Below are 24455 nucleotides of genomic sequence, written 5' to 3' on the forward strand. Positions count from 1 at the left end.
TCCCCCACATCCACTCCTCACTCGCGATTGCCGCCCGCGCCGAATGCGACACAGGCCCTCCCCTCCCTTAACGAGCGGGAGTTCCCTAAGGCGCGGGAGACCGAGGACACACTATGCGAACGGTGAGCCCCGACGGCGCCGTCGTCGACCGCGTCCCTCGCGCCGCGCCTGATCGGGAACCATCCGGAAGGTCGCCGGCTGCTCCAGCCGGGTCCAGTGCCCGTGCGGCCAGGCGATCACGACAGCCTCTCCGACCACCCCACTCAGGGGGATCGTGCCCTGGAAGCCCTCGTCGAGGTGGAAGCGGGAATCGGACGAGTTCGCCCGGTGGTCACCCATCACGAAGAGCCGGCCCTCCGGCACCTGTACCTCGAACGGGATGTCCGAAGGCGTGTTGCCCGGGTTCACGTACGGCTCATCGAGGGGCGCTCCGTTGACGGTGACCCGGCCACGGCTGTCACAGCACTTGACGGTGTCCCCGCCGACGCCGATGACCCGCTTGATCAGGTCCTGCTCGTCGGCCGAGGGCAGCAGTCCGATGAAGGTCAGGGCCTGCTTGATCTGCTTGACCACGATCGGGTCCTTGGGCGGACGGGCCGCCTCGCCCTTGAGCCAGCCGCCGGGGTCCTTGAACACGACGATGTCGCCGCGCTCGACCTCGGAGCCGAACCACGGCGTCAACTTGTCCACCAGGACCCGGTCACCGATCCGGATCGTCTGCTCCATCGAGCCCGACGGGATGAAGAAGGCCTGCACCATGAAGGTCTTGAGGAGCAGGGCTATGCACAGCGCCACGACCACCAGCAGCGGCACCTCGCCGGCCCGGCGCGTGCGGCGGCGCCGGCGCACCTTGCGGGCCGTCCGGCGCCGTTCGGCCCGGCCGCCCTCCACCCTGCCGAGGGAGATCGGCCTCGGTGCGGGCTCCGGCTCGGGTTCGGGCTCGAAATCCCAGTCCCGTCCGCCCTTGGAACGCCCGCGGCTACCCATGGCCGCCGCCTACGGGTTCCCAGCGCGAGAGCGGCCAGCCGATCCAGTCGGCCCGCCCGATCACCTTGTCCACCGGCACCATCCCCCCGCCCGGCTCCCCCAGGTGGTCCCGGGAGTCCCGGGACTGGGAACGATGATCACCCATGACCCACAGGGTCCCAAGAGGTACGACGATCCGGAAGGGCACCGCCGAGGGCGCGTCTCCGGAGTGCAGGTACGGCTCCGTCAGCGGCACGCCGTTGACCGCGACCCGCCCGCCGGCGTCGCAGCACACCACGTCGTCACCGCCGACCCCCACGACCCGCTTCACGAAGTCGGTGTCGGACGGCTCGGCCAGCCCGAGTGCCGAGGCCGCGCCGTGCAGCACCGTGCCGACCGGGTTGCCGTCGGGGCGTTCGCGTACGAAGGAGCCCGTGCCGTCGAAGACCACCACGTCCCCGCGGCGCGGCTGTTCGCCGAACCGGTACGCCAGCTTGTTGACCAGTACCCGGTCCCCGACCTGGAGCGTCGGCTCCATCGAGCGGCTCGGGATCAGGAAGGGCTGCACCACGAAATTGCTGAACAGCAACAGGAAGACGGTGCAGAGCACACCGAGCACCCCGGCGCGGCGCCAGGTCAGGGGTCGCCCACCGGCCGTTCGGCCTCGCCGGGGGAACGCAAAACGCGGCCGCCCGTCCCCCTGTTCGGGGGACGAGTGGCCGCGCTGCTTGTGAGGTGCTTCGGTGTCCATCAAGGGCGAGCCTATCCGGCCGCCTCCGGACTCCGGGAGTTACCTCAGCGGTCGCGCTTCTCCTTGATCTTCGCGGCCTTGCCGCGGAGCTCACGGAGGTAGTACAGCTTGGCGCGGCGAACGTCACCGCGGGTGACGAGCTCGATCTTCTCGAAGATCGGGGAGTGGACCGGGAAGGTACGCTCCACGCCGACGCTGAAGGAGACCTTGCGCACGGTGAAGGTCTCGGAGACACCGGCACCCTGGCGGCGGATGACTACGCCCTTGAACTGCTGGATACGGGAGCGGTTGCCCTCGATCACGCGGACGTGCACGTTGATCGTGTCACCCGGGCGGAAGGCCGGGACGTCCGAGCGGAGCGTGGCGGCGTTGACGCCGTCGAGCAGGTGAGACATGTTCTTCGTCTGCTTTCTTCGCATGACGCCACAGGTCGCCGATGCGGGTTTCCGTAGAGAATTCGGGAGCTGCGGGACCCGGCGGACGACGGTCCCCCTGTGGCAGGGGCGCCCGCGAGCACACAGCAGCCGCCTATTCTTCCACGGCCTCGGCCCTGCGCCAAAATCGGCCGTCCGCGGACGGCTGCCAGCCCAGGACGGAGAGGATCTCCCGGTCCTTCTTGTCGAAGCCGGCGGCCTCGCAGCGCTCGATCAGGTCGGGGCGGTTCTGCGCGGTCCGGCGGAAGGCCTCGTCCCGGCGCCAGCGGGCGATCTTCCCGTGGTGCCCGCTGAGCAGCACCTCGGGGATGTCCCGGCCACGCCACACCGGGGGCTTGGTGTAGACGGGCCCCTCCAGGAGGTTCGCCATCTCGCCCGGCGCGAAGGAGTCGTCGCGGTGCGACTCGGCATTGCCCAGCACCCCGGGCAGCAGCCGGGCCACGGCCTCGGTGACCACCAGTACGGCGGCCTCGCCGCCCGCCAGCACGTAGTCGCCGATGGAGACCTCGTACACCGGCATCCGCGTGGCGTACTCGTCCATGACCCGGCGGTCGATGCCCTCGTACCGGGCCGGGGTGAAGATCAGCCAGGGCCGCTCGGAGAGCTCGACGGCCAGTTCCTGGGTGAAGGGCCGGCCGCTGGGGGTGGGGACGACCATGACGGGGCCGTGCGCGCCCGCCTCGTAGCCGTCGGCCAGCGCGGAGTCCAGGGCCTCGCCCCACGGCTCGGTCTTCATGACCATGCCGGGACCGCCGCCGTACGGGGTGTCGTCCACCGTGTTGTGCCGGTCGTACGTCCACTCCCGCAGGTCGTGCACGTGTACGTCGAGCTGCCCGCGGGCGCGGGCCTTGCCGACGAGGGAGACGTTCAACGGCTCCAGGTACTCGGGGAAGATCGTGACGACGTCCAGACGCATCAGGCGTCGCCCTCGGAGTCCGTGGCGTCCTTGGCGTCGCCGGACGCCGCGGCGTCCTCGTCCCGGGCGGAGACGACGACGGCGTCACGCTCGTCGATCAGACCCGGCGGCGGGGTGATGACGCACCGCTGCTCCTCCAGGTCGATCTCGGCGACGATGTCCTCCACGAAGGGGATCATCACCTCGGTGCCGTCCGGCCGCTCGACGATGAAGAGGTCCTGCGAGGGCAGGTGGGAGATCTCGGTGATCCGGCCGATCTCGGTGCCGTCCTCCAGCACCACGTCCAGGTCCATCAGCTGGTGGTCGTAGTACTCGTCGGGCTCCTCCGGGAGCTCCGTCGGGTCCACCTCGGCGATCAGGAGGATGTTGCGCAGCGCCTCGGCCCCGGTGCGGTCCTTGACGCCCGCGAAGCGGAGCAGCAGCCGTCCGCTGTGCACGCGGCCGGTCTCGATCGTCAGCGGTCCCGCCGTCGCGGGCTCCGTCTTGAGCACGGCGCCGGGACTCAGTCGCAGCTCCGGCTCGTCGGTGCGCACCTCGACGGTGACCTCACCCTTGATGCCGTGGGCGCGGCCGATCCGCGCGACTACCAACTCCACTGTGCTCTTCCCTTACTGCGGCGTGGTTGCTCACATCGATGGTCGCTCCTGCCCGGGGGCAGAACCCAGGGGCAGAAACAGCACGGGCCGGGGCGGGCAACCAACGCCCTCCCCGGCCCGTGCCGGTGAATCAAACTGCTCAGCGGACCTGGTCCACGTCGACGAGGTCGACGCGGATCCCCCGGCCGCCGATGGCGCCCACGACGGTACGCAGGGCACGTGCGGTGCGGCCGTTACGGCCGATCACCTTGCCGAGGTCATCCGGGTGGACCCGGACCTCGAGCACCTGCCCGCGGCGCAGGTTGCGCGAGGCGACCTGCACTTCGTCGGGGTTGTCCACAATGCCCTTCACGAGGTGCTCAAGAGCCTCCTCGAGCATGCTCAGGCCTCGGTCGACTCGGCGGTGGCCTCAGCCTCGTCCGCCTTCTTGTCGGCCTTCTTCGCCTTCTGCGTGATGGCCTCGCCCTTGCCCTCGCCGATGCCCTCGAGGGCCTTGGCGAACTCGTCGAAGGAGCGACGCTTGCTCTCCTTCGTCGCCGGCTGCAGGAGCGGCGCGGGGGCGGGGAGACCCTTGTGGGCCTGCCAGTCACCGGTCAGCTTCAGGATGGCGAGCACAGCCTCGGTGGGCTGGGCGCCGACGGACAGCCAGTACTGCGCACGCTCGGCGTTGACCTCGATGCGCGACGGGTTGTAGGTCGGGTGGTAGATACCGATCTCTTCGATCGCGCGACCGTCCCGGCGGGTGCGGGCGTCGGCGACGACGATGCGGTAGTGCGGCTGGCGAATCTTGCCGAGGCGCTTGAGCTTGATCTTGACTGCCACTGGAGTGGTGTCTCCTGAACTTGACGTGGTTGGGCACATGAGATGCCACGTGGGGTTGCGGTACTCGGGTGCCCGATGGACGCGTCAGCCGGAGGAGAGAGGGGTCCTATGCGACTGTCGAGTACAGCTAGCCATTGTGCCATACGCCTGTGGCGCGCTCGGCCGGGCGGGTAGGACCCGGGCTCACCCAGGAAGGCGGGCGGGGTCCCCGCGCGTGCGCCGCGGCCGCCCCGGTGGGGGCGACGGCCCGGCGCCCGGTTCGCCGCGGGGCGGTGGCCCCGGCGGCGACGGGGAAGGCGGTCAGGAGGCCGCCGCGATGGCCACGTCGGGGATCCGGAAGGGCTTCATGCAGCCGCCGCACACGATCGGCGCCTGGGCCAGCACGGAGGGGACGACCCGGACGTTGCGCCCGCAGTCGCAGACCGCCTTGACGCGCACGCCGCCGCCGGAGGAACCGTGCCGGGCGGCCGGTCCGCGGAAGCTGCGCTTGGTGTCGGCCGTGGTCGCGGCCGTGTGTGCCTTCAGCGCGCGCTGCAGCCGCTCGATGGTGGGCCGGTAGCGCCGCTTCGCCTCCGGATTGAGCGTGACCAGGGAGAAGCCGCTGCTCGCGTGTGGCTCCTCGGCGTGGTCCAGCCCCATTTCCTCGGCGATCGCGAGGAATCTACGGTTGTGGTAGCGGCCGGCGCGCGAGGTGTCACGGACACCGCGGGCGGCGGCGATGCCGTGGACTGCCTCGTGCAGCAGTCGCTCGAAGGAGAGCTCGGCGCCGCAGGCGGACGAGGACTCTCCGATCAGGGACTCGGGCGCGGCAAGGTCAGGCAGCTCGGGGTGGTACCGCTGAATATCGGCCCACGCCTGCGCCAGCTCTGCGGCGAGAACAGGTGGTGTCGTGCTCACGTCGTGACAACGAGCCGAGGTGCCCGGGTGTTCCGATTCCGGGCCATTCCAAATTTTTTGCACGTACCAGTCAGTTCACACTCATGCGTCCCGACGAGGACGGGTGCGCCGATCTCAGGAGGAGTCGGTACGTAACGTCGACCAAGTCGACCAGGTGGAGCCGGGCGGCCGATATGAACCGGCCCCGGCGCGCGGCACGAGCCGCACGCCGGGGCACCCGAGCCGGTGGGCCCGATCAGTACGAACGCGCGACGATCGCGAGCGTACCGGGGGCGTCGTCCGCCTCCGGGACCGACCCGTCCTCGGCGATCAGGCAGCGCACGGAGACGGCCTGCTCGGCCAGCTTCGCCTCGCCCTCGGGACCGAGGTCCGCCCACGGGATCCGCGCCCAGCCACCGGCGATGGCGGCCTCGGCGGCCTCCCCGATGGTCACGACGTCGGACGTACGGGCCAGCCGGCGCTCGCGGGACTCGCGCAGCAGCTGCGCCTGGTCCTCGTCCAGCACCTTGGGCAGCAGGTCGGCGAGGGCGTCGATCTGCACGGGGGTCTTGCCGCCCGGGATCCGGCGGGCCAGCATCGCGGTGCCGGCCTCCAGGTCGCGGGGGCCGATCTCGATGCGGACCGGTACGCCCTTGAGCTCCCAGTCCACGGCGCGGCGGCCGAAGGGGGTGTCGACGCGGTCGTCGACCTGCACCCGCAGGCCGGCGGCCTTCAGCTGGGCGCCCAGCTCGCGGACCTTGGCCACGGCCTCGTCGCCCTTGATCGCCATGACGACCACCTGGACGTGCGCGAGGCGCGGCGGAACCCGCAGGCCGTTGTCGTCGCCGTGGGACATGATCAGGCCACCGACCATGCGGGTCGAGACGCCCCACGAGGTCTGCCAGACAAGCTCCTGCTTGCCTTCCTTCGACAGGTACTGGGTGTTGAAGGCCTTGGCGAAGTTGGTGCCGAGCTCGTGGCTCGTACCCAGCTGCAGGGCCTTGCCGTCGCCCATCATGCCCTCGAGGGTGAGGGTGTTGATGGCGCCGGCGAAGCGCTCCTTGGCGGTCTTGCGGCCGAGCACGACGTCGATGCCGAGCACGTTCGTCATGAAGTCGCCGTAGACGTCCGTGTGGATGCGGGCGGCGTAGTCGCGGGCGTCCTCGTAGGTGGCGTGGGCGGTGTGGCCCTCCTGCCAGAGGAACTCGCTCGTACGGAGGAACACGCGCGGGCGCATCTCCCAGCGGACCACGTTGGCCCACTGGTTGATCAGCAGGGGCAGGTCGCGGTAGCTCTGGACCCACTTGGAGAAGTAGTCGTTGATGATCGTCTCGGAGGTGGGCCGGACGACGACCGGCTCTTCCAGCTCCTTGCCGCCGCCGTGCGTGACGACCGCGAGCTCGGGGGCGAAGCCCTCGACGTGCTCGGCTTCCTTCGTCAGGTACGACTGCGGGATGAACAGCGGGAAGTACGCGTTCTGGGCGCCCGCGTCCTTGATGCGCGCGTCCATCTCCTGCTGCATCCGCTCCCACAGGCCGTAGCCGTACGGTCGGATGACCATGGTGCCTCGGACCGGACCGTTGTCGGCCAGCTCGGCCTTGTTGATCAGATCCTGGTACCAGCGGGGGAAATCCTCCGCCTGCGGGGTGAGAACGGGTGCCTTTGCCATGCCGCGAATCGTACGGCGCCCGGCACACGATGCGTGAATCGGGTGCCGCGCTCCTCTGGACGCGGGGGCGAATGGGGAGTTCTCTGGCAACGGGGGCAAGGGGGCGAGACGGAATCAGGAGCGCTCTTTCGATGACACCGACGCCGACGGCGACGCTCGTCGCCCGGGACTGGGCGGAAATCCAGGAACGGATGCTGGTACCGCTGTACGAGGCGGTCTACGACCGGTTGGAGGTCGGGCCGGGAGACCGGCTGCTCGGCCTGGACTGCGGGGCCGGCCTGGCCCTGCTGCTGGCGGCCGGGCGGGGAGCCGTGGCCACCGGCGTGGAGGCGGATCCGGCCCGGCGGGCCCTGGCCCGTGAGCGGCTGCTGGAGGTCTTGGCGTCCCCGCCGGGACCGCCGCCACCGCCGCGTCCGTACGACGCCCTGTTCGCCTTCTCCCCCGCCCCCGAGGCGCTGGCCGCGGCCCTGCCCGCGGTCCGCCGCGGTGGGGCGGTGGTGCTGGCCGACTGGGGCCCGGCGGAGCGCTGCACGGTGCCTTCGGTGCTCGGCGGCGGACCCGCGCCGCGGGACCTGGACGCGCTGGTGGAGCGGGCCGGGCTCCGACCGGACGGTTCCGGGCGGGTGTTCTGCCCGTTCGGGTACGCGGACGTGGACAGCGCGGTGCGCGGATTGCTGTCGACCGGGCTCTACCCCGCTGCGGGCACCGGCTCCACCGGGGCGGCCGGCGCCGCGCCTTTCGAGCCGGTCGATTCCGTGCTGGCGGAGAAGGAGCTGGCCGAGGCGCTTCACCCGTTCGAGCGACCGGACGGCGCCGTGTGGCTGCCGAACATCTTCCGGTACGTGATCGCCCGGACGGACTGACGGTCGCCGCCGGTCCTCAGTCGGTGCCGTGCCCCTTCGTCAGCCGCGCGATGCCGGCGGCGGCGTAGGCGGCCGGTTCGTCCAAGGTCTCGTTGGCGAGGAGGGCCTGCGCGAGGGCGTCCAGCTGAGGCCGGTGATCGCGCAGCAGGCGGCAGGCCTCCAGGTAGCACTCGTCCACGATGCGTCGCATCTCGTGGTCGACCGCGTCGAGGGTGGCGGGGGCGGCGGAGAGTCCGTAGGGGCCCTGTCCGTCGGAGGGGATCGCGGTGAGGCGGCCGATCCGTTCGCTCATGCCCCAGCGGCCGACCATGCCGCGGACGATGTTGGTCACCTGCTCCAGGTCGTTCTCGGCGCCGGTGGTGATGACGTCGTAGACGACGTGCTCCGCCGCCATGCCGCCGAGCGCGCCGATGATGCGGCCGCGCAGGTACGGCTCGGTGTAGGCGTACCGGTCCGCGTCCGGGGTCGAGAGGGTGACGCCCAGCGCGCGGCCGCGCGGCACGATCGTGATCTTGCGTACCGGGTCGGCGCCCGGCTGGAGCATGCCCAGCAGGGCGTGGCCGCTCTCGTGGTAGGCGGTGCGGCGGCGCTCCTCCTCCGGCATGACCAGGGGGCGCTCGGCGCCCAGTTGGACCTTCTCCAGGGCGTCCGACAGGTCCGCCCGGGTCACCTGCGTCTGCCGGCGTTTGACGGCCAGCAGCGCGGCCTCGTTCGCGAGGTTGGCCAGGTCCGCTCCGGTCATCCCGGGGGTGGTGCGGGCCACGTGTCCCAGGTCGACGCCCTCGGCGAGCGGGATCTCGCGGGTGTGGATGCGCAGGATGGCCTCGCGGCCGATCCGGTCGGGCGGGGAGACGACCACCATGCGGTCGAACCGGCCGGGGCGGGTGAGCGCCGGGTCCAGCACGTCGGCGCGGTTGGTGGCCGCGAGGACGATCACGCCCTCCGAGCCGGAGAAGCCGTCCATCTCGGTGAGGATCTGGTTGAGGGTCTGTTCGCGTTCGTCGTGGCCGCCCATGGCGTTGCCGCCGCCGCGGGCCCGCCCGATGGTGTCGATCTCGTCGATGAAGATGATGGCGGGGGCCACCTTGCGAGCCTCGGCGAACAGTTCGCGCACCCGGGAGGCGCCGACCCCGACGATCATCTCGATGAACTCGGAGGCGGACGCGGAGAAGAAGGGCACCCCGGCCTCGCCCGCGACCGCCCGCGCCAGCAGGGTCTTGCCGGTGCCGGGTGGACCGGAGAGCAGTACTCCGCCGGGCATCCGGGCGCCCATCTTCCGGTACTCCTGCGGATTCTTGAGGAAGTCGACGACGTCGTTGAGCTCCCCCTCGACCTCGTCGATCCCCGCCACGTCCTCGAAGGTGGTGCGGCGGGACCCCGTCTCCAGCTCCACCGGCTTGGGCGGGGCCTTGCGACCCAGCGCCCCCATGCCGCCCGCCCCGGAGCCCATCCGGCGGGCGATGACCACCCACAGGAGGACCAGCAGCAGCATCGGGGCGAGGGAGAGCAGCAGGTTGGCGAGGAAGCTGCGCTGTACGACGACCGGGGAGGCGGTGACGGTGACGTTCTGCTTGGTGAGCTCGGCCCACAGCGCGTCGTCGGCGAAGGCCGGTCGCTGGGTGACGAATTGGGTGTAGTCGCCCTTGTCGCCGTCGGGCAGCGGCTGCTTCGCCTTGAGCTCGCCCTGGATGGCGTCGCCCTTGGAGTAGATCTTCGAGACGTTGCCGGCGGCGACCTGCTTGCTGAACTCGGTGTACGAGATCGTCGGCCCGTCCCCCTCGTTGAAGAAGGAGAGCACCAGGTTGGCCAGCAGGTAGACGATCAGCGCGGTGAGGATCAGCCCCCGCCAGCCGCCGGGCATCCGCCGCTTCGGCGGAGCGGCGGGCGGTGCGCCTTCCGAGCGCCACGGCGTGTCGGCCCTGTCGCGGGGAGGTACGGGGGTGGGGCTGGGCACGGGGCGCCTCCTTCTGCCATCCTCCCGGCCGACCATAAGGGATGAATCGGACGCCCGCTCCAGCAGAAAGCAGCGGGCCCCGACCGTGCGAACACGGCCGGGGCCCTCCTCACCCACCTGCGCGGGTGCTACTTCATGAACTTCTTGAACTCGTCCGGCAGGTCGAAGTCCCCGCCGTTCTGGCCGCCCGCCGGAAGGCCGAAGGGGTTGCCGCCGGGTGCGGGCTCGATCGCCTGCGGGCCCTGCTCGCGGCGGGCCGCGGCCGCGGCCTCCTCTTCCTTGCGCTTCATCGGGTTACCGCTCTTGCGCTTGCCCTTGGCCTGCTTGACCTGCTTCTTCTGCCGGCCGGGGCCGCCGCCCATCCCGGGGATGCCGGGCATGCCCGGCATGCCGCCGCCCTGGGCCATGCGGGACATCATCTTGCGGGCGTCGAAGAACCGCTCGACCAGCGACTTGACCGCGCTGACCTCGGCACCGGAACCCTTGGCGATACGGGCACGGCGCGAGCCGTTGATGATCGTCGGGTCCTGGCGCTCGCCCGGGGTCATCGACTTGATGATCGCGGCCATGCGGTCGACGTCACGCTCGTCGATGTTGTTGATCTGGTCCTTGATCTGCCCCATGCCGGGCAGCATGCCGAGCAGCTTGGAGATGGAGCCCATCTTGCGGACCTGCTCCATCTGGGCCAGGAAGTCGTCGAGCGTGAATTCCTTGGGACCCTTGGCGAGCTTGGCCGCCATCTTCTCGGCCTCGGCCTGCGAGAAGGTCTTCTCGGCCTGCTCGATGAGGGTGAGCATGTCACCCATGTCGAGGATCCGGCCCGCCATGCGGTCGGGGTGGAACGCGTCGAACTCGTCGAGCTTCTCGCCGTTCGAGGCGAACATGATCTGCTTGCCGGTGACGTGCGCGATGGAGAGCGCGGCACCGCCTCGGGCGTCACCGTCGAGCTTGGAGAGCACGACGCCGTCGAAGCCGACGCCGTCGCGGAAGGCCTCCGCGGTGTTGACCGCGTCCTGGCCGATCATGGCGTCGACGACGAAGAGGATCTCGTCGGGGCTGACGGCGTCGCGGATGTCCGCGGCCTGCTGCATCAGCTCGGAGTCGATACCGAGGCGGCCGGCGGTGTCGACGATGACGATGTCGAACTGCTTGGTCCGCGCGTACTCGACGGAGTCCTTCGCGACCTGGACCGGGTCGCCGACGCCGTTGCCGGGCTGGGGCGCGTACACGGCCACGCCGGCGCGCTCGGCGACGACGCTCAGCTGGTTGACGGCGTTGGGGCGCTGGAGGTCGCACGCGACCAGCAGCGGGGCGTGGCCCTGCCCCTTCAGCCAGAGACCGAGCTTTCCGGCGAGGGTGGTCTTACCGGCACCCTGGAGACCGGCCAGCATGATCACGGTGGGGGCGGTCTTGGCGAACCGCAGCCGCCGGGTCTCGCCGCCGAGGATCGTGACGAGTTCGTCGTTGACGATCTTCAGGACCTGCTGGCCCGGGTTCAGGGCCTTGCTGACCTCTTCACCGCGCGCGCGTTCCTTGACGTTCGCGATGAAGGAGCGGACGACCGGAAGGGCGACGTCGGCCTCGAGGAGCGCGATACGGATTTCCCGGGCCGCGGAGTCGATGTCAGCCTCGGACAGCCGGCCTTTGCCGCGCAGGCCCTTGAAGGTATTCGCCAAGCGGTCGGAGAGCGTATCGAACACGGTGGTCGCGATTCCTCGGGTCGGGGGCGTTGTGGTCGTCCCCCAGGGTATCCGCCCCTTCCCCCATCCGGGGACCTGCCCGGCATCGGTGCTCCGACCACCGTCCGCGGCGGCCTCCCCCGCCGGGGCGGCCCGGCCCGATCCGGCCTAGGCCGTCTCTTCCGGATCTTGTCGGGCCCGCGACGCCCGGCAAGATCCGAAAGAGACGGCCTAGGACAGGGCGGCCGCCACCGCGGTGGCCAGCGCCGTCGCCTCCGTGGGGTCCAGGGGCTTGCCCTCGGGGGTGGTCACGTACAGCGTGTCCACCGCGTTCGCACCCAGCGTGGAGACGTGCGCGCTACGGACCCGGACGCCCCGGGACTCCAGCGCCCGGCCGATCCGGTGCAGCAGGCCCACGGCGTCCGGCGCGCGTACTTCCAGGACCGTGGCCAGGGCGGAGACGTCCGGGACCACCGTGACCCGGGGCGGCGGCGGGACCACCCCGCGCCGGCGCGGGTAGGCCGCCTCGCGGTCGGCCAGTTTCGCCGGGACGTCCAGCGAGCCGTCCAGGGCGCGGACCAGGTCGGTACGGAGCCGGGCGGCCTCCGGCAGCGCGCCGTACTCCGCGGCCACCCGCCAGCTCAGCACCAAGGCCTCGCCCAGCCGGTCCGGGAGCTCCGTGGAGCGCAGGTCGGCCGCCCGTACGGTGAGCCGGTGCAGAGCCAGGACCCCGGCCACCGCCGGCAGGACCCCCGGCTGGTCGGGGACGGCGACGACGAGGTCCACGCCGACCGCGTCCTCCTCCTGGCGGGTCTGGAGCGCCAGGACCGGCTCCCCGGTGCGCAGGGCCTCCACGGCCAGGCGTTCCTGTTCGGTGGTCGGGATCTCCGGTTCGCCGGCCGCCGGGGTCGTGCCGCGCAGGACGGCGGCAACCCGCCCGACGAGGTCCGCCACGAGCGATCCCCGCCAGGCGCTCCACGCGGCCGGCCCGGTGGCGAGGGCGTCCGCCTCGGTCAGGGCGTGCAGTATCTCCAGGGTCCCCACCGAGCCCACGGCCTCGGCGACCGAGCGGACCGTGGCCGGGTCGTCCAGGTCGCGCCGGGTGGCGGTGTCGATCAGCAGCAGGTGGTGCCGTACGAGCGCCCCGAGGACGGCGACGTCGTGCGGGTCGAAGCCGACGCGGGCGGCGACGTCGCGGGCGATGGTCTCGCCGGCCACCGAGTGGTCGCCCGGCCAGCCCTTGCCGATGTCGTGCAGGAGCGCGGCCATCAGCAGCAGGTCGGGGCGGCCGACCCGGCGGGTGAGGGCGGAGGCCCGTACCGCCGTCTCGATCAGGTGCCGGTCCACGGTCCAGGTGTGCACGGGATTGCGCTGGGGGCGGCAGCGCACCCGCTCCCAGTCCGGGAGCAGCCGGGTGATCAGGCCCTCGGCCTCCAGGGCCTCCCACACGGCCACCGTCGGCTCCCCCGACCCCAGCAAGGTGAGCAGCTGCTCGCGGGCCTCGGCCGGCCAGGGCACCGGGAGCGGTTTGCCCTGCGCCGCGAGTCGGCGTACGGCGTGCAGGGAGACGGGCAGACCCGCCTGCGCGGCGGCCGCGGCGAACCGCAGGGCGAGGACGGGATCGCGGTCGGGGCGTGCGGCCAGGGCCAGTACGGCCTCGCCGTCGGACTCGACCACGCCTTCGGCCAGGGGGGCCCGCGGCGGCACCCGGTCGCCGCGGCTGCCCAGCAGTCCGCGGAGCCTGGGCCGGGCGGCGCGGGCCCGTAGGACGCGGCCGACCTCCCGCCAGGTCACGTCGCCGGCGTAGGCGACGACGCGCGCGGCCTCGTACACCTCGCGCAGCAGCGCGTCCGCGTCGAGGAGTCCGAGCCGGGCGGCGACCTGGTCCTGTTCCTGGAGGGAGAGCCGGTCGGTGGCCCGGCCGGTGACCAGGTGCAGGGCGTCCCGGGTGTCGAGCAGGCGCCGCCGGGCCTCGGCGAGGCCCTCGCGCGGGGCGTCGGCCAGCCAGGACGCGGCGACCGCGCGCAGCGCGGTGGCGTCGCGCAGGCCCCCGCGGGCCTCCTTGAGGTCGGGTTCGAGGAGGAAGCGCAGTTCCCCGGCCCGCTCGGCCCGCTCGCGGCACAGGGAGTGCAGTTCCGGAAGCCTTTCGGCCGCCTGGTTGCGCCAGTCGGCCAGTACGGAGGTGCGCAGGCCGGCGAGGAGTCCGGCGTCACCGGCGACGGTGCGGGCGTCCAGCAGGCCGAGGTGGACCTTGAGGTCCTCAGCGGCGGTCCGGCGGGCCTCGCCGGGGGTCCGTACGGAGTGGTCGAGGGCCAGGCCGAGGTCCCACACGGGGTACCAGAGGCGGTCGGCGAGCGCGCTCAGCGCCTGCGGCTCGGCCTTGCCGTCGTGCAGCAGCACCAGGTCGAGGTCGCTGCGTGGGGAGAGTTCGGCGCGCCCGTAACCGCCGACGGCCACGAGCGTGGCACCGCGCACACCCGTCTCCCGTACGGCGGTCGTGAACAGGGCGTTCAGCCATTCGTCGGTCAGCCCGGCGAGGGCGGAACGGCGCGAAGGCCCGGACCGCGACTCCTCCTGGAGGAGTCGCAGCCGGGCCGCGGCGTATCCGCCGGGTCCCGAGTCGGCCGTGTGGTCGGTGTTCTCTTCGACGCTCGTCACCCGGGAGCTCCTGTCCGCTAGAGCGCGTCGGCGCCGCGCTCGCCGGTGCGGACCCGTACGACCGAGTCCACGGGGACGCTCCACACCTTGCCGTCACCGATCTTGCCGGTGGCCGCCGCGCTGACGATCACCCGGATCAGTTCCTCGGCGTCGGAGTCGTCGACCAGTACCTCGATGCGGATCTTGGGGACGAGGTCGACCTGGTACTCGGCACCGCGGTAGACCTCGGTGTGGCCGCGCTGGCGGCCGTAGCCGCTGGCCTCGGTGACGGTGAGTCCCTGTACTCCGAAGGCCTGGAGGGCTTCCTTGATCTCGTCCAGCTTGTGCGGCTTGACGATCGCGGTGATCAGCTTCATGCGTCAACCTTCTTGCTCGCGGCGGAGGGGGTGGGGGCAGCGGTGCTCCGCGAGGCGGCTCCGCCGCCGGCTCCGCTGAAGTCGTAGGCCGTCTCGGCGTGCTCGACCTGGTCGATGCCGGCGACCTCGTCGTCCTCGGACACCCGCATCCCGATCGTCTTGTCGAGGAGGAAGGCGAGCAGCGCCGATGCCACCAGAGAGTAGGCGAGGACGGCGAAGACGCCGATGGCCTGCTTGCCGAGCTGTTCCAGACCGCCGCCGTAGAAGAGGCCGGCCGCGTCGGACTGGACCCCGCCGGTGGCGAAGAGGCCGACGAGCAGGGAGCCGACGACACCGCCGACCAGGTGGACGCCGATCACGTCGAGGGAGTCGTCGTAGCCGAACTTGTACTTCAGGCCGACGGCCATGGCGCACAGCAGACCGGCGATGGCGCCGACGGCGATCGCGCCGAGCGGGCTGACCGCACCGCCCGAGGGGGTGATCGCGACCAGGCCGGCGACCGCGCCGGAGGCGGCGCCCAGGGTGGTGAAGGAGCCGTGGCGCAGCTTCTCGTAGCCGAGCCAGGCGAGCATGGCGGCGGCGGTGGCGACCTGGGTGTTGACGAACATGACCGCGCCGACGCCGTCGTCGTTGCCGAGCCAGGAGCCCGCGTTGAAGCCGAACCAGCCGAACCACAGGAGGCCGGCGCCGAGCATCACGAGCGGGAGGCTGTGCGGGCGCATCGGGTCCTTCTTGAAGCCGACGCGCTTGCCGATGACCAGGATCACGCCGAGGGCGGCGGCGCCGGCGTTGATGTGGACGGCGGTACCGCCCGCGAAGTCGATGACGCCGAGCTCGAAGAGCCAGCCGCCGGCGCCCCAGACCCAGTGGGCGACGGGGAAGTAGACGACGGTGACCCACAGGGCGGTGAACAGGACCCAGGCGCCGAACTTCACGCGGTCGGCGAGCGCACCGCTGATCAGGGCCGGGGTGATCACGGCGAACATGAGCTGGAAGACGGCGAAGACGTAGACCGGGATGGTGTAGCCGTCCCAGAGCTCGGTGATCCCGATGCCGCTGAGGCCGACGTAGTCGGAGTTCCAGCCGATGAGGGAGCCGGAGTCGGTGCCGAAGGCGAGGCTGAAGCCGTAGAGGACCCACAGGATCGTGACGATCCCGAGGCTGATGAAGCTCATCATCAGCATGTTGAGGCTGCTCTTGACGCGGACCATGCCTCCGTAGAAGAAGGCGAGTCCCGGGGTCATCAGCATGACCAGGGCGGAGCAGATGAGCATGAACCCGGTGTTCGCGGCAGACAGCGTCGGGGCGTCTGCCGCGAGGGTCGTGATGGCTGATGCCATCGGCGTCTCCTCGTCGTCGGTACGGTCGCGTGCGGGCGATCGTGAAAACCTGAGCGGCGTAAAAGGGGGGTCCGGCCCGGCTGGGGAGGCCGGCCGGTTAATGACCCTGAGATTCGCGCAGGCCGGTTTCCGGCGGCGCCGCTCGGTGTTTCGCCACGATGACGAAGGCGTCCGGGTTGTTACGACGCGATGAACGCCCGGGCCGTCGATCGAGGAACCACGACGGCGATCGACCACAGCCGCGAGAGCGGCCGCGGTTCAGCGACGTAGAGGGGCCGGCCGCGGCAGTGACCCGGATGTCCTGGCTGGGGGAGCCTGATCGGGCTTCACGGGGTGACTGCCGCGGCCGGGGCCTTGGGGGCGGCCGCTCGGGCCGTCAGACGGCCTCCGCCGCTTCGGGGAGCCGGGAGGCGAGGTGGTCGGTGAGCCGGACCACCTCGGCGACGTCGCCGTACTCACGGGCGGCGGTGTCCACGGTCTTGCGCAAGCGGGTGTTCACCCGTTCGGACCGCACCTTTCCCGCCACGTCGAGGGCTCGGTCGACGAGGGTCGCGGCCTGCTCGGGCTCGCGCTGGAGCAGGTGCACGGTGGCCATGCCGATGAGGTTGAGGGCGTAGGAACGCTGGTGCTCCTCGTCCTTCTCGAAGAGCTCGACGGCCCGCTCCATGACGGGCTCGGCGAGGGAGGCGTACATGGGGCTGCGCCCGGCCACGTAGGCCAGGTCCCGGTACGAGTGGGAGTTCTCGCCGTTGAGCTCGGCCTCGGAGAAGAAGCGGATCCAGTCGGGTTCGGGCTCGCCCGCGAAACCGACGTCGGAGAAGGTGTCCTCGGCCATCCGCACGGCCCGCTTGCAGCGGCTGGGCTGGCCCATGTTGGCGTAGGCGCGGGCCTCCATCGCATACAGCATGGCCTGGGTGCGCGGGCCGGCGCAGTCGCGGCTGCCGTACTGCGCGAGGTGGACCAGTTCCAGCGCGTCCTCGGGCCGTCCCAGGTGGATCATCTGGCGGCTCATGCCGGAGAGGATGTACGAGCCGAGGGGCTTGTCGCCGGCCTCCTTGGCGGCGTGCAGCGCGAGTACGAAGTACTTCTGCGCGGTGGGGTGCAGGCCGATGTCGTAGCTCATCCAGCCGGCCAGTTCGGCCAGTTCGGCGGCGACCTTGAAGAGCCGCTTCATGACCGGGGCCGGGTGGTTCTCCTGGAGCAGGTCGGTGACCTCGTGGAGCTGGCCCACGACAGCCTTGCGGCGCAGTCCGCCGCCGCACTGGGCGTCCCACTGGCGGAACATGACGGTGGTGGCGTCGAGGAGGTCGAGCTCCGGTTCGGAGAGCCGGGGCGGGCGGTGGCCGCCGAGGGCCCCCGTCGGCCCCGCCCCGCGCGGTCCCGGGTCGGCGGCCGGGGCCGGGACGAGCCAGCGCTGCATGGGCTCGATGAGGGCGGGGCCGGCGGAGAGGGCGAGCGAGGTCCCGAGGAAGCCGCGGCGCGCCAGCATCAGGTCGCTGCGGGAGAACTCGCCGAGGAGTTCGACGGTCTGCGGACCCGCCCAGGGCAGGTCGACCCCGGAGACGGACGGGGTCTGGTGGGCGGTGCGCAGGCCGAGCTGCTCGATGGCGACGACGGAGCCGAAGCGCTCGGAGAACAGCTCGGACAGGATGCGCGGAACGGGCTCGCGGGGCTGTTCACCGTCGAGCCAGCGGCGCACCCGGGAGGTGTCCGTACTGATGTGGTGGGCACCCATCTGGCGCGCCCGGCGGTTGACCTGCCGGGCGAGCTCGCCCTTGGACCAGCCGCTGCGGACGAACCACGAGGTCAGCTGGTCGTTGCGCGCAGCAGCATCCTCGATCGTTCCGCTTGCGCCGTTGCCGCTCACTGGAACGCCCCCATCCGCTCAGCATCTTCCACACGAAACCTTGGCCGGGACGCCGGGCGCCGCCAGGGACCTTCACAGGTCCTTCACATATTGCCTCCGGCATACCCACGGATGGGTCGCCTTCGGTTTCGTGTACCGAAAGTAATCCTACGATCACCCCTGCGGCGAGGCCGTTTCCAGAAACGCCACCATTCGCCACCCCTTCGAATGAACTAGCCACCCGCCAGGCGCGATTCACTTGACACGAGGTGAAAACGGATCGGTTGGACTGGAGTGCGTTCGGGGCGCGCGCGGCGAGGAGTGCGCCGGGCAGCCTCGGAGGACACCCCGCGGCGGGGCTGCCGGCAGAGGTCCCGCCGAGCTCGTCGCACCGGCTTCGTAACCACCGGCACGTCCGACCCGTTGGAGGGGGCATGGGCATGGGCTTCACGATCGGCGGCAGCCGCAGCACCAAGGAGTTCCGCTCCGGCACCCGGCGTCGCGGCCGGACCTCGGAGTGCACGGCGGTGGCGGAGTGCACCGGGCTGTGGGGCTGGGACGTGGTCCCAGGCGCCCGCGCCGCGGCGCCCGCCCGTGACTGTTCCTGCGGGGACGGCGAGTGTCCCGAACCCGGGGCACACCCCCTGGCGTTCGCCCCCACGGTCCCGGCCGGGGCCACCCTGGACGAGGTCACCGCGGCCTGGAGCGAGTACCCGGGCGCCGCCGTGCTGCTCCCCGTGGGCCGTTCCTTCGACGTCATCGAGGTCTCCGCGGAGGCCGGCCGACGCGCGCTGGTGCGGCTGGAGCGGATGGGCCTGCCGCTCGGCCCGGTCATCGTCACCGCCGACGGCCGCGCGCAGTTCTTCGTGGCGCCGGGGGCCGCGGCCGAACTGCCGCAGCTGCTGTACCGGATGGGCTGGGACGACGCCGATCTCGACCTGCGCGCCCTGGGCCACGGCGCCTTCGTGACGGCCCCGCCCTCCGACCGCGGCGGGCTCGGCCAGGTCGGCTGGCTGCGGCCGCCCGCGCTCGACTCCGCCGGTGGGCCGCCGCAGGCCAGGCTGTTGCTGGGGACCCTCGCCTACATCTGCCACCGCCTGCGCCGGTAGCGGCGCACCGAAGGCGCGCATGACGGTGCCCCCGCGTTCCGGCCGGAACGCGGGGGCACGGGTGTCCGTGGGGGTCGCTCTCAGTCGCCGATCAGGGCGTCCACGAACGCCTCCGGCACGAAGGGCGCCAGGTCGTCCGGACCCTCACCGAGGCCGATGAGCTTGACCGGTACGCCCAGCTCGCGCTGGACGGCGATGACGATGCCGCCCTTGGCGGTGCCGTCGAGCTTGGTCAGCACGATGCCGGTGATGTCCACGACCTCGGCGAAGACACGGGCCTGGGTCAGGCCGTTCTGCCCGGTGGTGGCGTCCAGGACCAGCAGGATCTCGTCGAGCGGACCGTGCTTCTCCACGACCCGCTTGACCTTGCCGAGCTCGTCCATCAGACCGGTCTTGGTGTGCAGACGACCGGCGGTGTCGATGAGCACCACGTCGGCACCCTCGGCGATGCCCTCCTTGACCGCGTCGTAGGCGATCGAGGCCGGGTCGCCGCCCTCGGGACCGCGGACGGTACGGGCGCCGACGCGCTCGCCCCAGGTCTGGAGCTGGTCTGCGGCGGCGGCGCGGAAGGTGTCGGCCGCGCCGAGCACCACGCTGCGACCGTCGGCGACGAGCACCCGGGCCAGCTTGCCGGTGGTGGTGGTCTTACCGGTGCCGTTGACACCGACGACCATGATCACCCCGGGGGTGTCCTCGCCGCTCTCCGTCTTCACGACGCGGTCGAGGTCGGTGCCGACCAGGGTCAGCAGTTCCTCCTTGAGCAGGGCGCGCAGGTCCGCCGGGGTCCGGGTGCCGAGCACCTTGACCCGCTCGCGAAGCCGGTCGACGAGCTCCTGGGTCGGTACGACACCGACGTCGGCGACGAGGAGCGTCTCCTCGATCTCCTCCCAGGTGTCCTCGTCGAGGTGCTCCCGGGAGAGCAGCGTGAGCAGCCCCTTGCCGAGGGAGTTCTGCGACCGGGCGAGGCGGGCCCGCAGCCGGACCAGGCGCCCGGCGGTGGGCTCGGGCACCTCGATCTCGGGCGCGGCCGGGGCCTCGGGCTCGATCACCGGCGCCGGGGCGGGGGCCTCGGCCTCCGGGAGCCCGACCTCCTCGATCGTGCGGCGCGGCTCTTCCGCCGTCTCTACGGCGTCCTCCCCCACCTGCGGCTCGGCAGGCGGGGCAGTGATGGTCGGCGTGCTCGGCGGTGCCGGCGGCGGCAGCTGCTTCTTCTTGCGGCTGCTGACCACGAGCCCGCTGATCACACCGACCGCGACCAGGGCGATGACTACAGCAAGGATGAGGATGTCCATAACCCCCCCAGTATCTGCCACGGCCGGGCCGCAGCCGGGAACCCGGGCGCGCGGACCAGGACGTAAGCCTCCGTTTGTGCTTTTAGCAGTACATCCAGGATGATGAACGACTTCCCCTCACAACCTCCCCGACGGAGCACCCCCATGCCTGCCGAGCCCGCCGAGCCCGCGGCCGAAACCGCGATCGAGACCCGCGGCCTGGAACCCGTCCCGGACGACGAGCGCACCGGCCGGGTCCGCGAGCTCGTCCCCACCTGGGTCGCCGCCAACATCAGCGTGCTGCTGCTGACCATGGGTGCGGGGCTGGTGATCTTCAACAAGCTCAACATCTGGCAGGTGCTCGTCGTCGCGGTCACCGCGCCGGTCGTCTCGTACGGGCTCGTCGGCCTGATATCCATCGCGGGCAAGCGGGGCGGCGCCCCCGGTATGGCCCTCTCCCGGGCGGTGTTCGGGCAGCGCGGCAACCTCTTCCCCGGCGCCCTGATCTGGGTGGCCCGCTGGGGCTGGGAGACCATCAACGCGGTCAGCGGCGCCTACGCCGTGCTGACCGTGCTGGACCTGCTGTTCGGGGTCCGCAGCAGCACCCCGCTCATCGTCGTCACCCTGCTGTTCTTCGTGGGCTGCACCTTCGTGGTCTCGGGACTGGGCATCAACGCGCTGCGCGTCTGCTCCACGTGGTCCACGTACCTCTTCGGCGCCTTCAGCGTGCTCGTCCTCGGGTACCTGCTCTTCACCACCGACTGGTCCGCCGTCTTCGGCAAGCCGGCCGGCTCCAGCGCGATGATGATCGCGGGCATCGGCACGATCGCGGCCGGCGGGATCAGCTGGGTGCCCTCGGGCCCCGACTTCACCCGCTACCTGCCGCGCACCGCCTCCTCCAAGGGCATGGTCGGCGCGACGATCGGCGGCGCCGGCGTGGTCGTGCTCCCGATGGTCCTGATGGGCGCGGTCATGGCCGTCGGTACCCCGGACCTGGCCTCGGCGCAGGACCCGGTGTCCTTCATCGGTGAGCTGCTCCCGACCTGGATCGCGGTCCCGTACCTGCTCATCGCGGTCGTCGGCATGCTGCTGATCAACTCGATGTCCATGTACTCGGCCGGCTTCACCGCGCAGACCCTGGGGATCAAGGTGCCGCGGGCCGCCGCGGTGAGCGTCAACGCGCTCATCAGCCTGGTCTTCGGCTTCCTGCTGATGGTGGTCGCGACCAGCTTCTTCGGCTCGTTCATCTCCTTCCTGACCCTGCTCGCCGTGGCCTTCTCCGCGTGGATCGGCGTCTTCGGCGTGGACATGCTGCGCCGCACGGGCTACGACGGCCCCGCGCTGCTGGACACCACGCGGACCAGCGCCTACTGGTACAAGGGCGGCTTCGCCTGGCAGGCGATGACCGCCTGGGCCCTCGCGCTGCTGGTGGGGCTGCTGTTCACCGAGGTCGACTGGTTCGCCGGGCCGCTCGCCGGGACCTGGATCGGCCGCAACGGCCTGGGCTGGGTGGCCGGCATCGTGACCTCCGGCGTGCTGTACGCCGTACTGCCGCGCACCACGGCGGTCGATCCGGCCGCCGACCCGGCGCGGGCCGGGCGCGCGCCCGAGGACGAGTCCGCGCCCGCCGGATCCCTGTCCAACTGACGCAACGTCAGCTAACGTCCCCCTTCGCCCGCCCACCCACATCCGGCGAAGGGGGACTTCTCCATGCCCATCACCGTGGCCCGGTTCAATCTCGTCGACCCCGACGGCACCCCCGAGTCCCTCTCCGCCCGCTACAAGGCCGCGCTGGAGATGGCCCGGTACGCGGACGACCGCGGGATCGACACCGTCCAGACCGAGGAGCACCACGGCACCGACAACAACTGGCTGCCCTCCCCCTTCGCCTTCGCGGGCGCTGTCTTCGGCGCCACCCGGCGGATCGCCGTCACCGTCTCGGCGATCATCGGCCCGCTGTACGACCCGCTGAAGGTCGCCGAGGACATCGCCGTCCTGGACCTGCTGAGCGGTGGCCGCCTGGTGACGGTCGCGGGCATCGGTTACCGGCCCGAGGAGTACGAGCAGCACGGTGTGGAGTGGGGCCGGCGCGGCCGGCTCCAGGACGAGCTGCTGGAGACGCTGCTGAAGGCGTGGACCGGTGAGCCGTTCGAGTTCCGCGGCCGCACGGTACGGGTCACCCCGACCCCGTTCACCCGGCCGCACCCGCTGCTGCTGGTCGGTGGCAGCTCCGAGGCCGCGGCCCGCCGCGCCGCCCGACTGGGGCTCCCGTTCTTCCCCAGCGCGCACCTGCCGGAGCTGGAGGCGTACTACACGGCGCGGCTGGCGGAGTACGGCACGGAGGGCTTCTGCATGATGCCCGCGGCCGAGACCCCGCTGCTGCACATCGCGGAGGACCCGGACCGGGTCTGGGCCGAGTACGGCGAGCACTTCCTGCACGAGGCGGGCATGTACGCGTCCTGGCAGTCCAAGGACATCCGCAGCGCCGTACGGTCGGCCGCCCGCTCGGTGGCCGAGCTGCGCGCGGAGGGGGTGTACCGGATCCTCACCCCGGACGAGGCGGTCGCCTACGGCCGGGCCGCGGGCGAGGCGGGGAACCTGGTCCTGCACCCGCTGTGCGGCGGGATGCCGTTGGACGAGGGCTGGCGCAGCCTGCACCTGCTGTGCGAACAGGTACTGCCCCGGCTCAAGGACTGAGCCGGGGCAGTATCGAGGAGAAGGGGCGTTGGCGGGGGTGGTTACCCCATCTCCTCCAGCGCCTTGCCCTTGGTCTCCGGCACCCATTTGAGGATGAAGGGGATCGAGAGCAGGGCGAAGAACGTGTAGATCATGTAGGCACCCGAGAGGTTCCAGTCGGACAGCGACGGGAACGTGACGGTGATGACCCAGTTGGCGATCCACTGGGCCGAGGCGGCCACACCGAGGGCGGCGGCGCGGATGCGACCGGGGAACATCTCGCCCAGCAGCACCCAGACCACGACGCCCCAGGAGAGGGCGAAGAAGAGGACGAAGAGGTTGGCCGCGACCAGGGCGGTGATGCCCTGCGCGTGCGGCAACGAGATGTCGTCGCCGGTTCCGGTCTTGTACGAGAACGCCCAAGCCGCCGTGCCCAGCGACAGCGCCATGCCCACGGAGCCGATGAGGGCGAGCGGCTTGCGGCCGAGCCGGTCCACGAAGATCATCGCGATGACCGTACCGATGATGTTCACGACCGAGGTCTCGAAGGAGTACAGGAACGAGGAGCTCGCGTCGATGCCGACCGACTGCCACAGCGAGGAGCTGTAGTAGAAGATCACGTTGATGCCGACCAGCTGCTGGAAGACGGAGAGGCCGATGCCGATCCAGACGATGGGCAGGAAGCCGAAGCGGCCGCCGAGCAGGTCCTTGAAGGTGGACTTCACCTCGGAGCGCATCGAGTGGTCGATCTCGCGGATGCGGGCGTCGGCGTCGATGCCGGAGCCCTCGACCTCACGCAGGACCTCCTTGGCCTTCTCCGTACGGCCGACCGAGACGAGGAAGCGCGGGGACTCCGGGATCACGAAGGACAGCAGGCCGTAGAGCACGGCCGGGACGACCATCACGCCGAGCATCCACTGCCAGGCTTCGAGCCCGCCGATCTCACCGCGCTGATCACCGTCGGCGAGGTTGAGGATGCCCCAGTTGACCAGCTGCGAGACGGCGATGCCGATCACGATGGCCGCCTGCTGGAAGGAGGCCAGCCGGCCGCGGTAGGCGGGCGGGGAGACCTCGGCGATGTAGGCGGGTCCGATGACGGAGGCCATGCCGATGCCGAAGCCGCCGATGACGCGCCACATGGCGAGGTCCCAGAGGGCGAAGGGCAGGGCCGAGCCGATGGCGCTCGCGGTGAACAGGATCGAGGCGATCTGCATGCAGCGGATCCGGCCGATCCGGTCGGCGAGGCGGCCCGCGGTGGCGGCGCCGATGGCGCAGCCGATCAGCGCCGCGGCGATCACCTGGGCGAGCGCCGCAGAGCCGACGTCGAAGCGGTCGCGGATGGCCTCCACCGCGCCGTTGATGACGGAGCTGTCGTAGCCGAAGAGGAAACCGCCCATGGCAGCGGCCGCGGTGATGAAGATGACGTGGCCGAGGTGGTCGGGGTGAGCCGGGTTTCCACCGCCTGACGCGGGTGCGTTCGCTGTGCTGGTCAAGGTGCGCTCCTGGGCCCGGCGGCAACGGCGGGCTGTGTGGGGGATTCGTCGTTGCGCGTGTTCCTCCAGTGGCGCACAGCAAACTGCGCACCACCACCTGAACGTCAACACGCCAGAGCAGAGCCTATGGCTTCACTTTCTGAAGTCAAGACCCGGAGTGGAGGCAATGACTCCGCAAGC

The 24455-nt window shown here is 71.3% G+C and carries 21 protein-coding genes; 4 read left to right on the forward strand and 17 right to left on the reverse strand.

Annotated elements, in window-relative coordinates; translation table 11 throughout:
- Window positions 1-111 precede the first annotated feature (111 nt).
- The 9 genes from lepB (BCL76_RS23950) to proS all read right to left on the reverse strand — a co-directional run bounded on the left by lepB (BCL76_RS23950) (window position 112) and on the right by proS (window position 7030).
- A complete protein-coding gene (lepB, locus tag BCL76_RS23950; RefSeq protein ID WP_109781490.1) occupies window positions 112-987 on the reverse strand; it encodes a signal peptidase I in 876 nt (291 codons plus the stop codon).
- On the reverse strand, window positions 980-1717 hold the full coding sequence (gene lepB / locus BCL76_RS23955; RefSeq protein WP_109781491.1) for a signal peptidase I: 738 nt from the start codon (window positions 1715-1717) through the stop codon (window positions 980-982). Before lepB (BCL76_RS23955) ends, lepB (BCL76_RS23950) begins: the two co-directional genes overlap by 8 nt.
- Before the next feature lie 44 nt (window positions 1718-1761).
- Window positions 1762-2112: a 50S ribosomal protein L19 gene (gene rplS, locus BCL76_RS23960; RefSeq protein ID WP_030011886.1), complete on the reverse strand. Its 351-nt coding sequence runs from the start codon at window positions 2110-2112 to the stop codon at window positions 1762-1764.
- A 133-nt stretch (window positions 2113-2245) separates the two neighbouring features.
- On the reverse strand, window positions 2246-3067 hold the full coding sequence (gene trmD / locus BCL76_RS23965; RefSeq protein WP_109781492.1) for a tRNA (guanosine(37)-N1)-methyltransferase TrmD: 822 nt from the start codon (window positions 3065-3067) through the stop codon (window positions 2246-2248).
- On the reverse strand, window positions 3067-3663 hold the full coding sequence (gene rimM, locus BCL76_RS23970) for a ribosome maturation factor RimM (protein WP_109781493.1): 597 nt from the start codon (window positions 3661-3663) through the stop codon (window positions 3067-3069). The genes trmD and rimM overlap by 1 nt, the downstream gene beginning before the upstream one ends.
- A gap of 139 nt (window positions 3664-3802) precedes the next feature.
- A complete protein-coding gene (locus BCL76_RS23975) occupies window positions 3803-4042 on the reverse strand; it encodes an RNA-binding protein (protein WP_030011889.1) in 240 nt (79 codons plus the stop codon).
- A 2-nt stretch (window positions 4043-4044) separates the two neighbouring features.
- Entirely contained in the window at window positions 4045-4485 is a 441-nt protein-coding gene (rpsP, locus tag BCL76_RS23980; protein ID WP_030718491.1) for a 30S ribosomal protein S16, read from the reverse strand.
- A gap of 300 nt (window positions 4486-4785) precedes the next feature.
- Window positions 4786-5382, reverse strand: coding sequence for a hypothetical protein (locus tag BCL76_RS23985; protein ID WP_109781494.1), 597 nt, complete (start codon window positions 5380-5382; stop codon window positions 4786-4788).
- Between the two features lie 235 nt (window positions 5383-5617).
- Window positions 5618-7030 carry a proline--tRNA ligase gene (gene proS / locus BCL76_RS23990; protein WP_109781495.1) on the reverse strand — a complete coding sequence of 471 codons (1413 nt, stop codon included), beginning with the start codon at window positions 7028-7030 and terminating at the stop codon, window positions 5618-5620.
- Window positions 7031-7161: 131 nt separating this feature from the next.
- Here proS and BCL76_RS23995 point away from each other — a divergent pair, with 131 nt between their 5' ends.
- Window positions 7162-7893: a methyltransferase type 11 gene (locus BCL76_RS23995; RefSeq protein ID WP_109781496.1), complete on the forward strand. Its 732-nt coding sequence runs from the start codon at window positions 7162-7164 to the stop codon at window positions 7891-7893.
- Window positions 7894-7909: 16 nt separating this feature from the next.
- On the opposite strand, the gene ftsH is transcribed toward BCL76_RS23995, so the two are convergent.
- The 6 genes from ftsH to nsdA all read right to left on the reverse strand — a co-directional run bounded on the left by ftsH (window position 7910) and on the right by nsdA (window position 17747).
- Window positions 7910-9883, reverse strand: a complete 1974-nt coding sequence (ftsH, locus tag BCL76_RS24000) for an ATP-dependent zinc metalloprotease FtsH (protein WP_109781497.1) — start codon at window positions 9881-9883, stop codon at window positions 7910-7912.
- A gap of 92 nt (window positions 9884-9975) precedes the next feature.
- Entirely contained in the window at window positions 9976-11547 is a 1572-nt protein-coding gene (gene ffh, locus BCL76_RS24005; RefSeq protein ID WP_109781498.1) for a signal recognition particle protein, read from the reverse strand.
- A gap of 210 nt (window positions 11548-11757) precedes the next feature.
- The gene (locus BCL76_RS24010; RefSeq protein WP_109781499.1) at window positions 11758-14184 is read right to left on the reverse strand and encodes a [protein-PII] uridylyltransferase; all 2427 of its coding nucleotides are present in this window, start codon (window positions 14182-14184) and stop codon (window positions 11758-11760) included.
- Between the two features lie 17 nt (window positions 14185-14201).
- Window positions 14202-14540, reverse strand: a complete 339-nt coding sequence (locus tag BCL76_RS24015; RefSeq protein ID WP_030009357.1) for a P-II family nitrogen regulator — start codon at window positions 14538-14540, stop codon at window positions 14202-14204.
- On the reverse strand, window positions 14537-15880 hold the full coding sequence (locus BCL76_RS24020; RefSeq protein ID WP_109781500.1) for an ammonium transporter: 1344 nt from the start codon (window positions 15878-15880) through the stop codon (window positions 14537-14539). Before BCL76_RS24020 ends, BCL76_RS24015 begins: the two co-directional genes overlap by 4 nt.
- 376 nt (window positions 15881-16256) lie before the next feature.
- Window positions 16257-17747 carry a transcriptional repressor NsdA gene (gene nsdA / locus BCL76_RS24025; RefSeq protein ID WP_030767216.1) on the reverse strand — a complete coding sequence of 497 codons (1491 nt, stop codon included), beginning with the start codon at window positions 17745-17747 and terminating at the stop codon, window positions 16257-16259.
- A 419-nt stretch (window positions 17748-18166) separates the two neighbouring features.
- On the opposite strand from nsdA, the gene BCL76_RS24030 reads away from it, so the two are divergent.
- On the forward strand, window positions 18167-18835 hold the full coding sequence (locus tag BCL76_RS24030; RefSeq protein ID WP_109781656.1) for a bifunctional DNA primase/polymerase: 669 nt from the start codon (window positions 18167-18169) through the stop codon (window positions 18833-18835).
- 80 nt (window positions 18836-18915) lie between these two features.
- On the opposite strand, the gene ftsY is transcribed toward BCL76_RS24030, so the two are convergent.
- The gene (ftsY, locus tag BCL76_RS24035; protein ID WP_030767221.1) at window positions 18916-20127 is read right to left on the reverse strand and encodes a signal recognition particle-docking protein FtsY; all 1212 of its coding nucleotides are present in this window, start codon (window positions 20125-20127) and stop codon (window positions 18916-18918) included.
- 144 nt (window positions 20128-20271) lie between these two features.
- On the opposite strand from ftsY, the gene BCL76_RS24040 reads away from it, so the two are divergent.
- Complete coding sequence (locus BCL76_RS24040; RefSeq protein ID WP_109781501.1) at window positions 20272-21753, forward strand: cytosine permease; 1482 nt, start codon at window positions 20272-20274, stop codon at window positions 21751-21753.
- Between the two features lie 63 nt (window positions 21754-21816).
- Window positions 21817-22803, forward strand: a complete 987-nt coding sequence (locus BCL76_RS24045) for an LLM class flavin-dependent oxidoreductase (protein WP_109781502.1) — start codon at window positions 21817-21819, stop codon at window positions 22801-22803.
- Between the two features lie 41 nt (window positions 22804-22844).
- Here the strand turns inward: BCL76_RS24045 and BCL76_RS24050 are convergent, their stop codons facing one another.
- Window positions 22845-24275 carry a sugar porter family MFS transporter gene (locus BCL76_RS24050; protein WP_030767227.1) on the reverse strand — a complete coding sequence of 477 codons (1431 nt, stop codon included), beginning with the start codon at window positions 24273-24275 and terminating at the stop codon, window positions 22845-22847.
- Between the last annotated feature and the right edge of the window lie 180 nt (window positions 24276-24455).

The sequence above is a fragment of the Streptomyces sp. CG 926 genome (assembly GCF_003148825.1).
Taxonomy (GTDB): domain Bacteria; phylum Actinomycetota; class Actinomycetes; order Streptomycetales; family Streptomycetaceae; genus Streptomyces.

Coding starts and splice junctions, on each gene's coding strand:
- lepB (WP_109781490.1), bottom strand. CDS start 987: ATGGGTAGCCGCGGGCGTTCCAAGGGCGGACGGGACTGGGATTTCGAG.
- ftsY (WP_030767221.1), bottom strand. CDS start 20,127: ATGGACATCCTCATCCTTGCTGTAGTCATCGCCCTGGTCGCGGTCGGT.
- rplS (WP_030011886.1), bottom strand. CDS start 2,112: ATGTCTCACCTGCTCGACGGCGTCAACGCCGCCACGCTCCGCTCGGAC.
- BCL76_RS23995 (WP_109781496.1), top strand. CDS start 7,162: ATGACACCGACGCCGACGGCGACGCTCGTCGCCCGGGACTGGGCGGAA.
- lepB (WP_109781491.1), bottom strand. CDS start 1,717: ATGGACACCGAAGCACCTCACAAGCAGCGCGGCCACTCGTCCCCCGAA.
- BCL76_RS24045 (WP_109781502.1), top strand. CDS start 21,817: ATGCCCATCACCGTGGCCCGGTTCAATCTCGTCGACCCCGACGGCACC.
- ftsH (WP_109781497.1), bottom strand. CDS start 9,883: ATGGTCGGCCGGGAGGATGGCAGAAGGAGGCGCCCCGTGCCCAGCCCC.
- BCL76_RS24040 (WP_109781501.1), top strand. CDS start 20,272: ATGCCTGCCGAGCCCGCCGAGCCCGCGGCCGAAACCGCGATCGAGACC.
- BCL76_RS23975 (WP_030011889.1), bottom strand. CDS start 4,042: ATGCTCGAGGAGGCTCTTGAGCACCTCGTGAAGGGCATTGTGGACAAC.
- BCL76_RS24030 (WP_109781656.1), top strand. CDS start 18,167: ATGGGCTTCACGATCGGCGGCAGCCGCAGCACCAAGGAGTTCCGCTCC.
- trmD (WP_109781492.1), bottom strand. CDS start 3,067: ATGCGTCTGGACGTCGTCACGATCTTCCCCGAGTACCTGGAGCCGTTG.
- BCL76_RS24015 (WP_030009357.1), bottom strand. CDS start 14,540: ATGAAGCTGATCACCGCGATCGTCAAGCCGCACAAGCTGGACGAGATC.
- proS (WP_109781495.1), bottom strand. CDS start 7,030: ATGGCAAAGGCACCCGTTCTCACCCCGCAGGCGGAGGATTTCCCCCGC.
- BCL76_RS24020 (WP_109781500.1), bottom strand. CDS start 15,880: ATGGCATCAGCCATCACGACCCTCGCGGCAGACGCCCCGACGCTGTCT.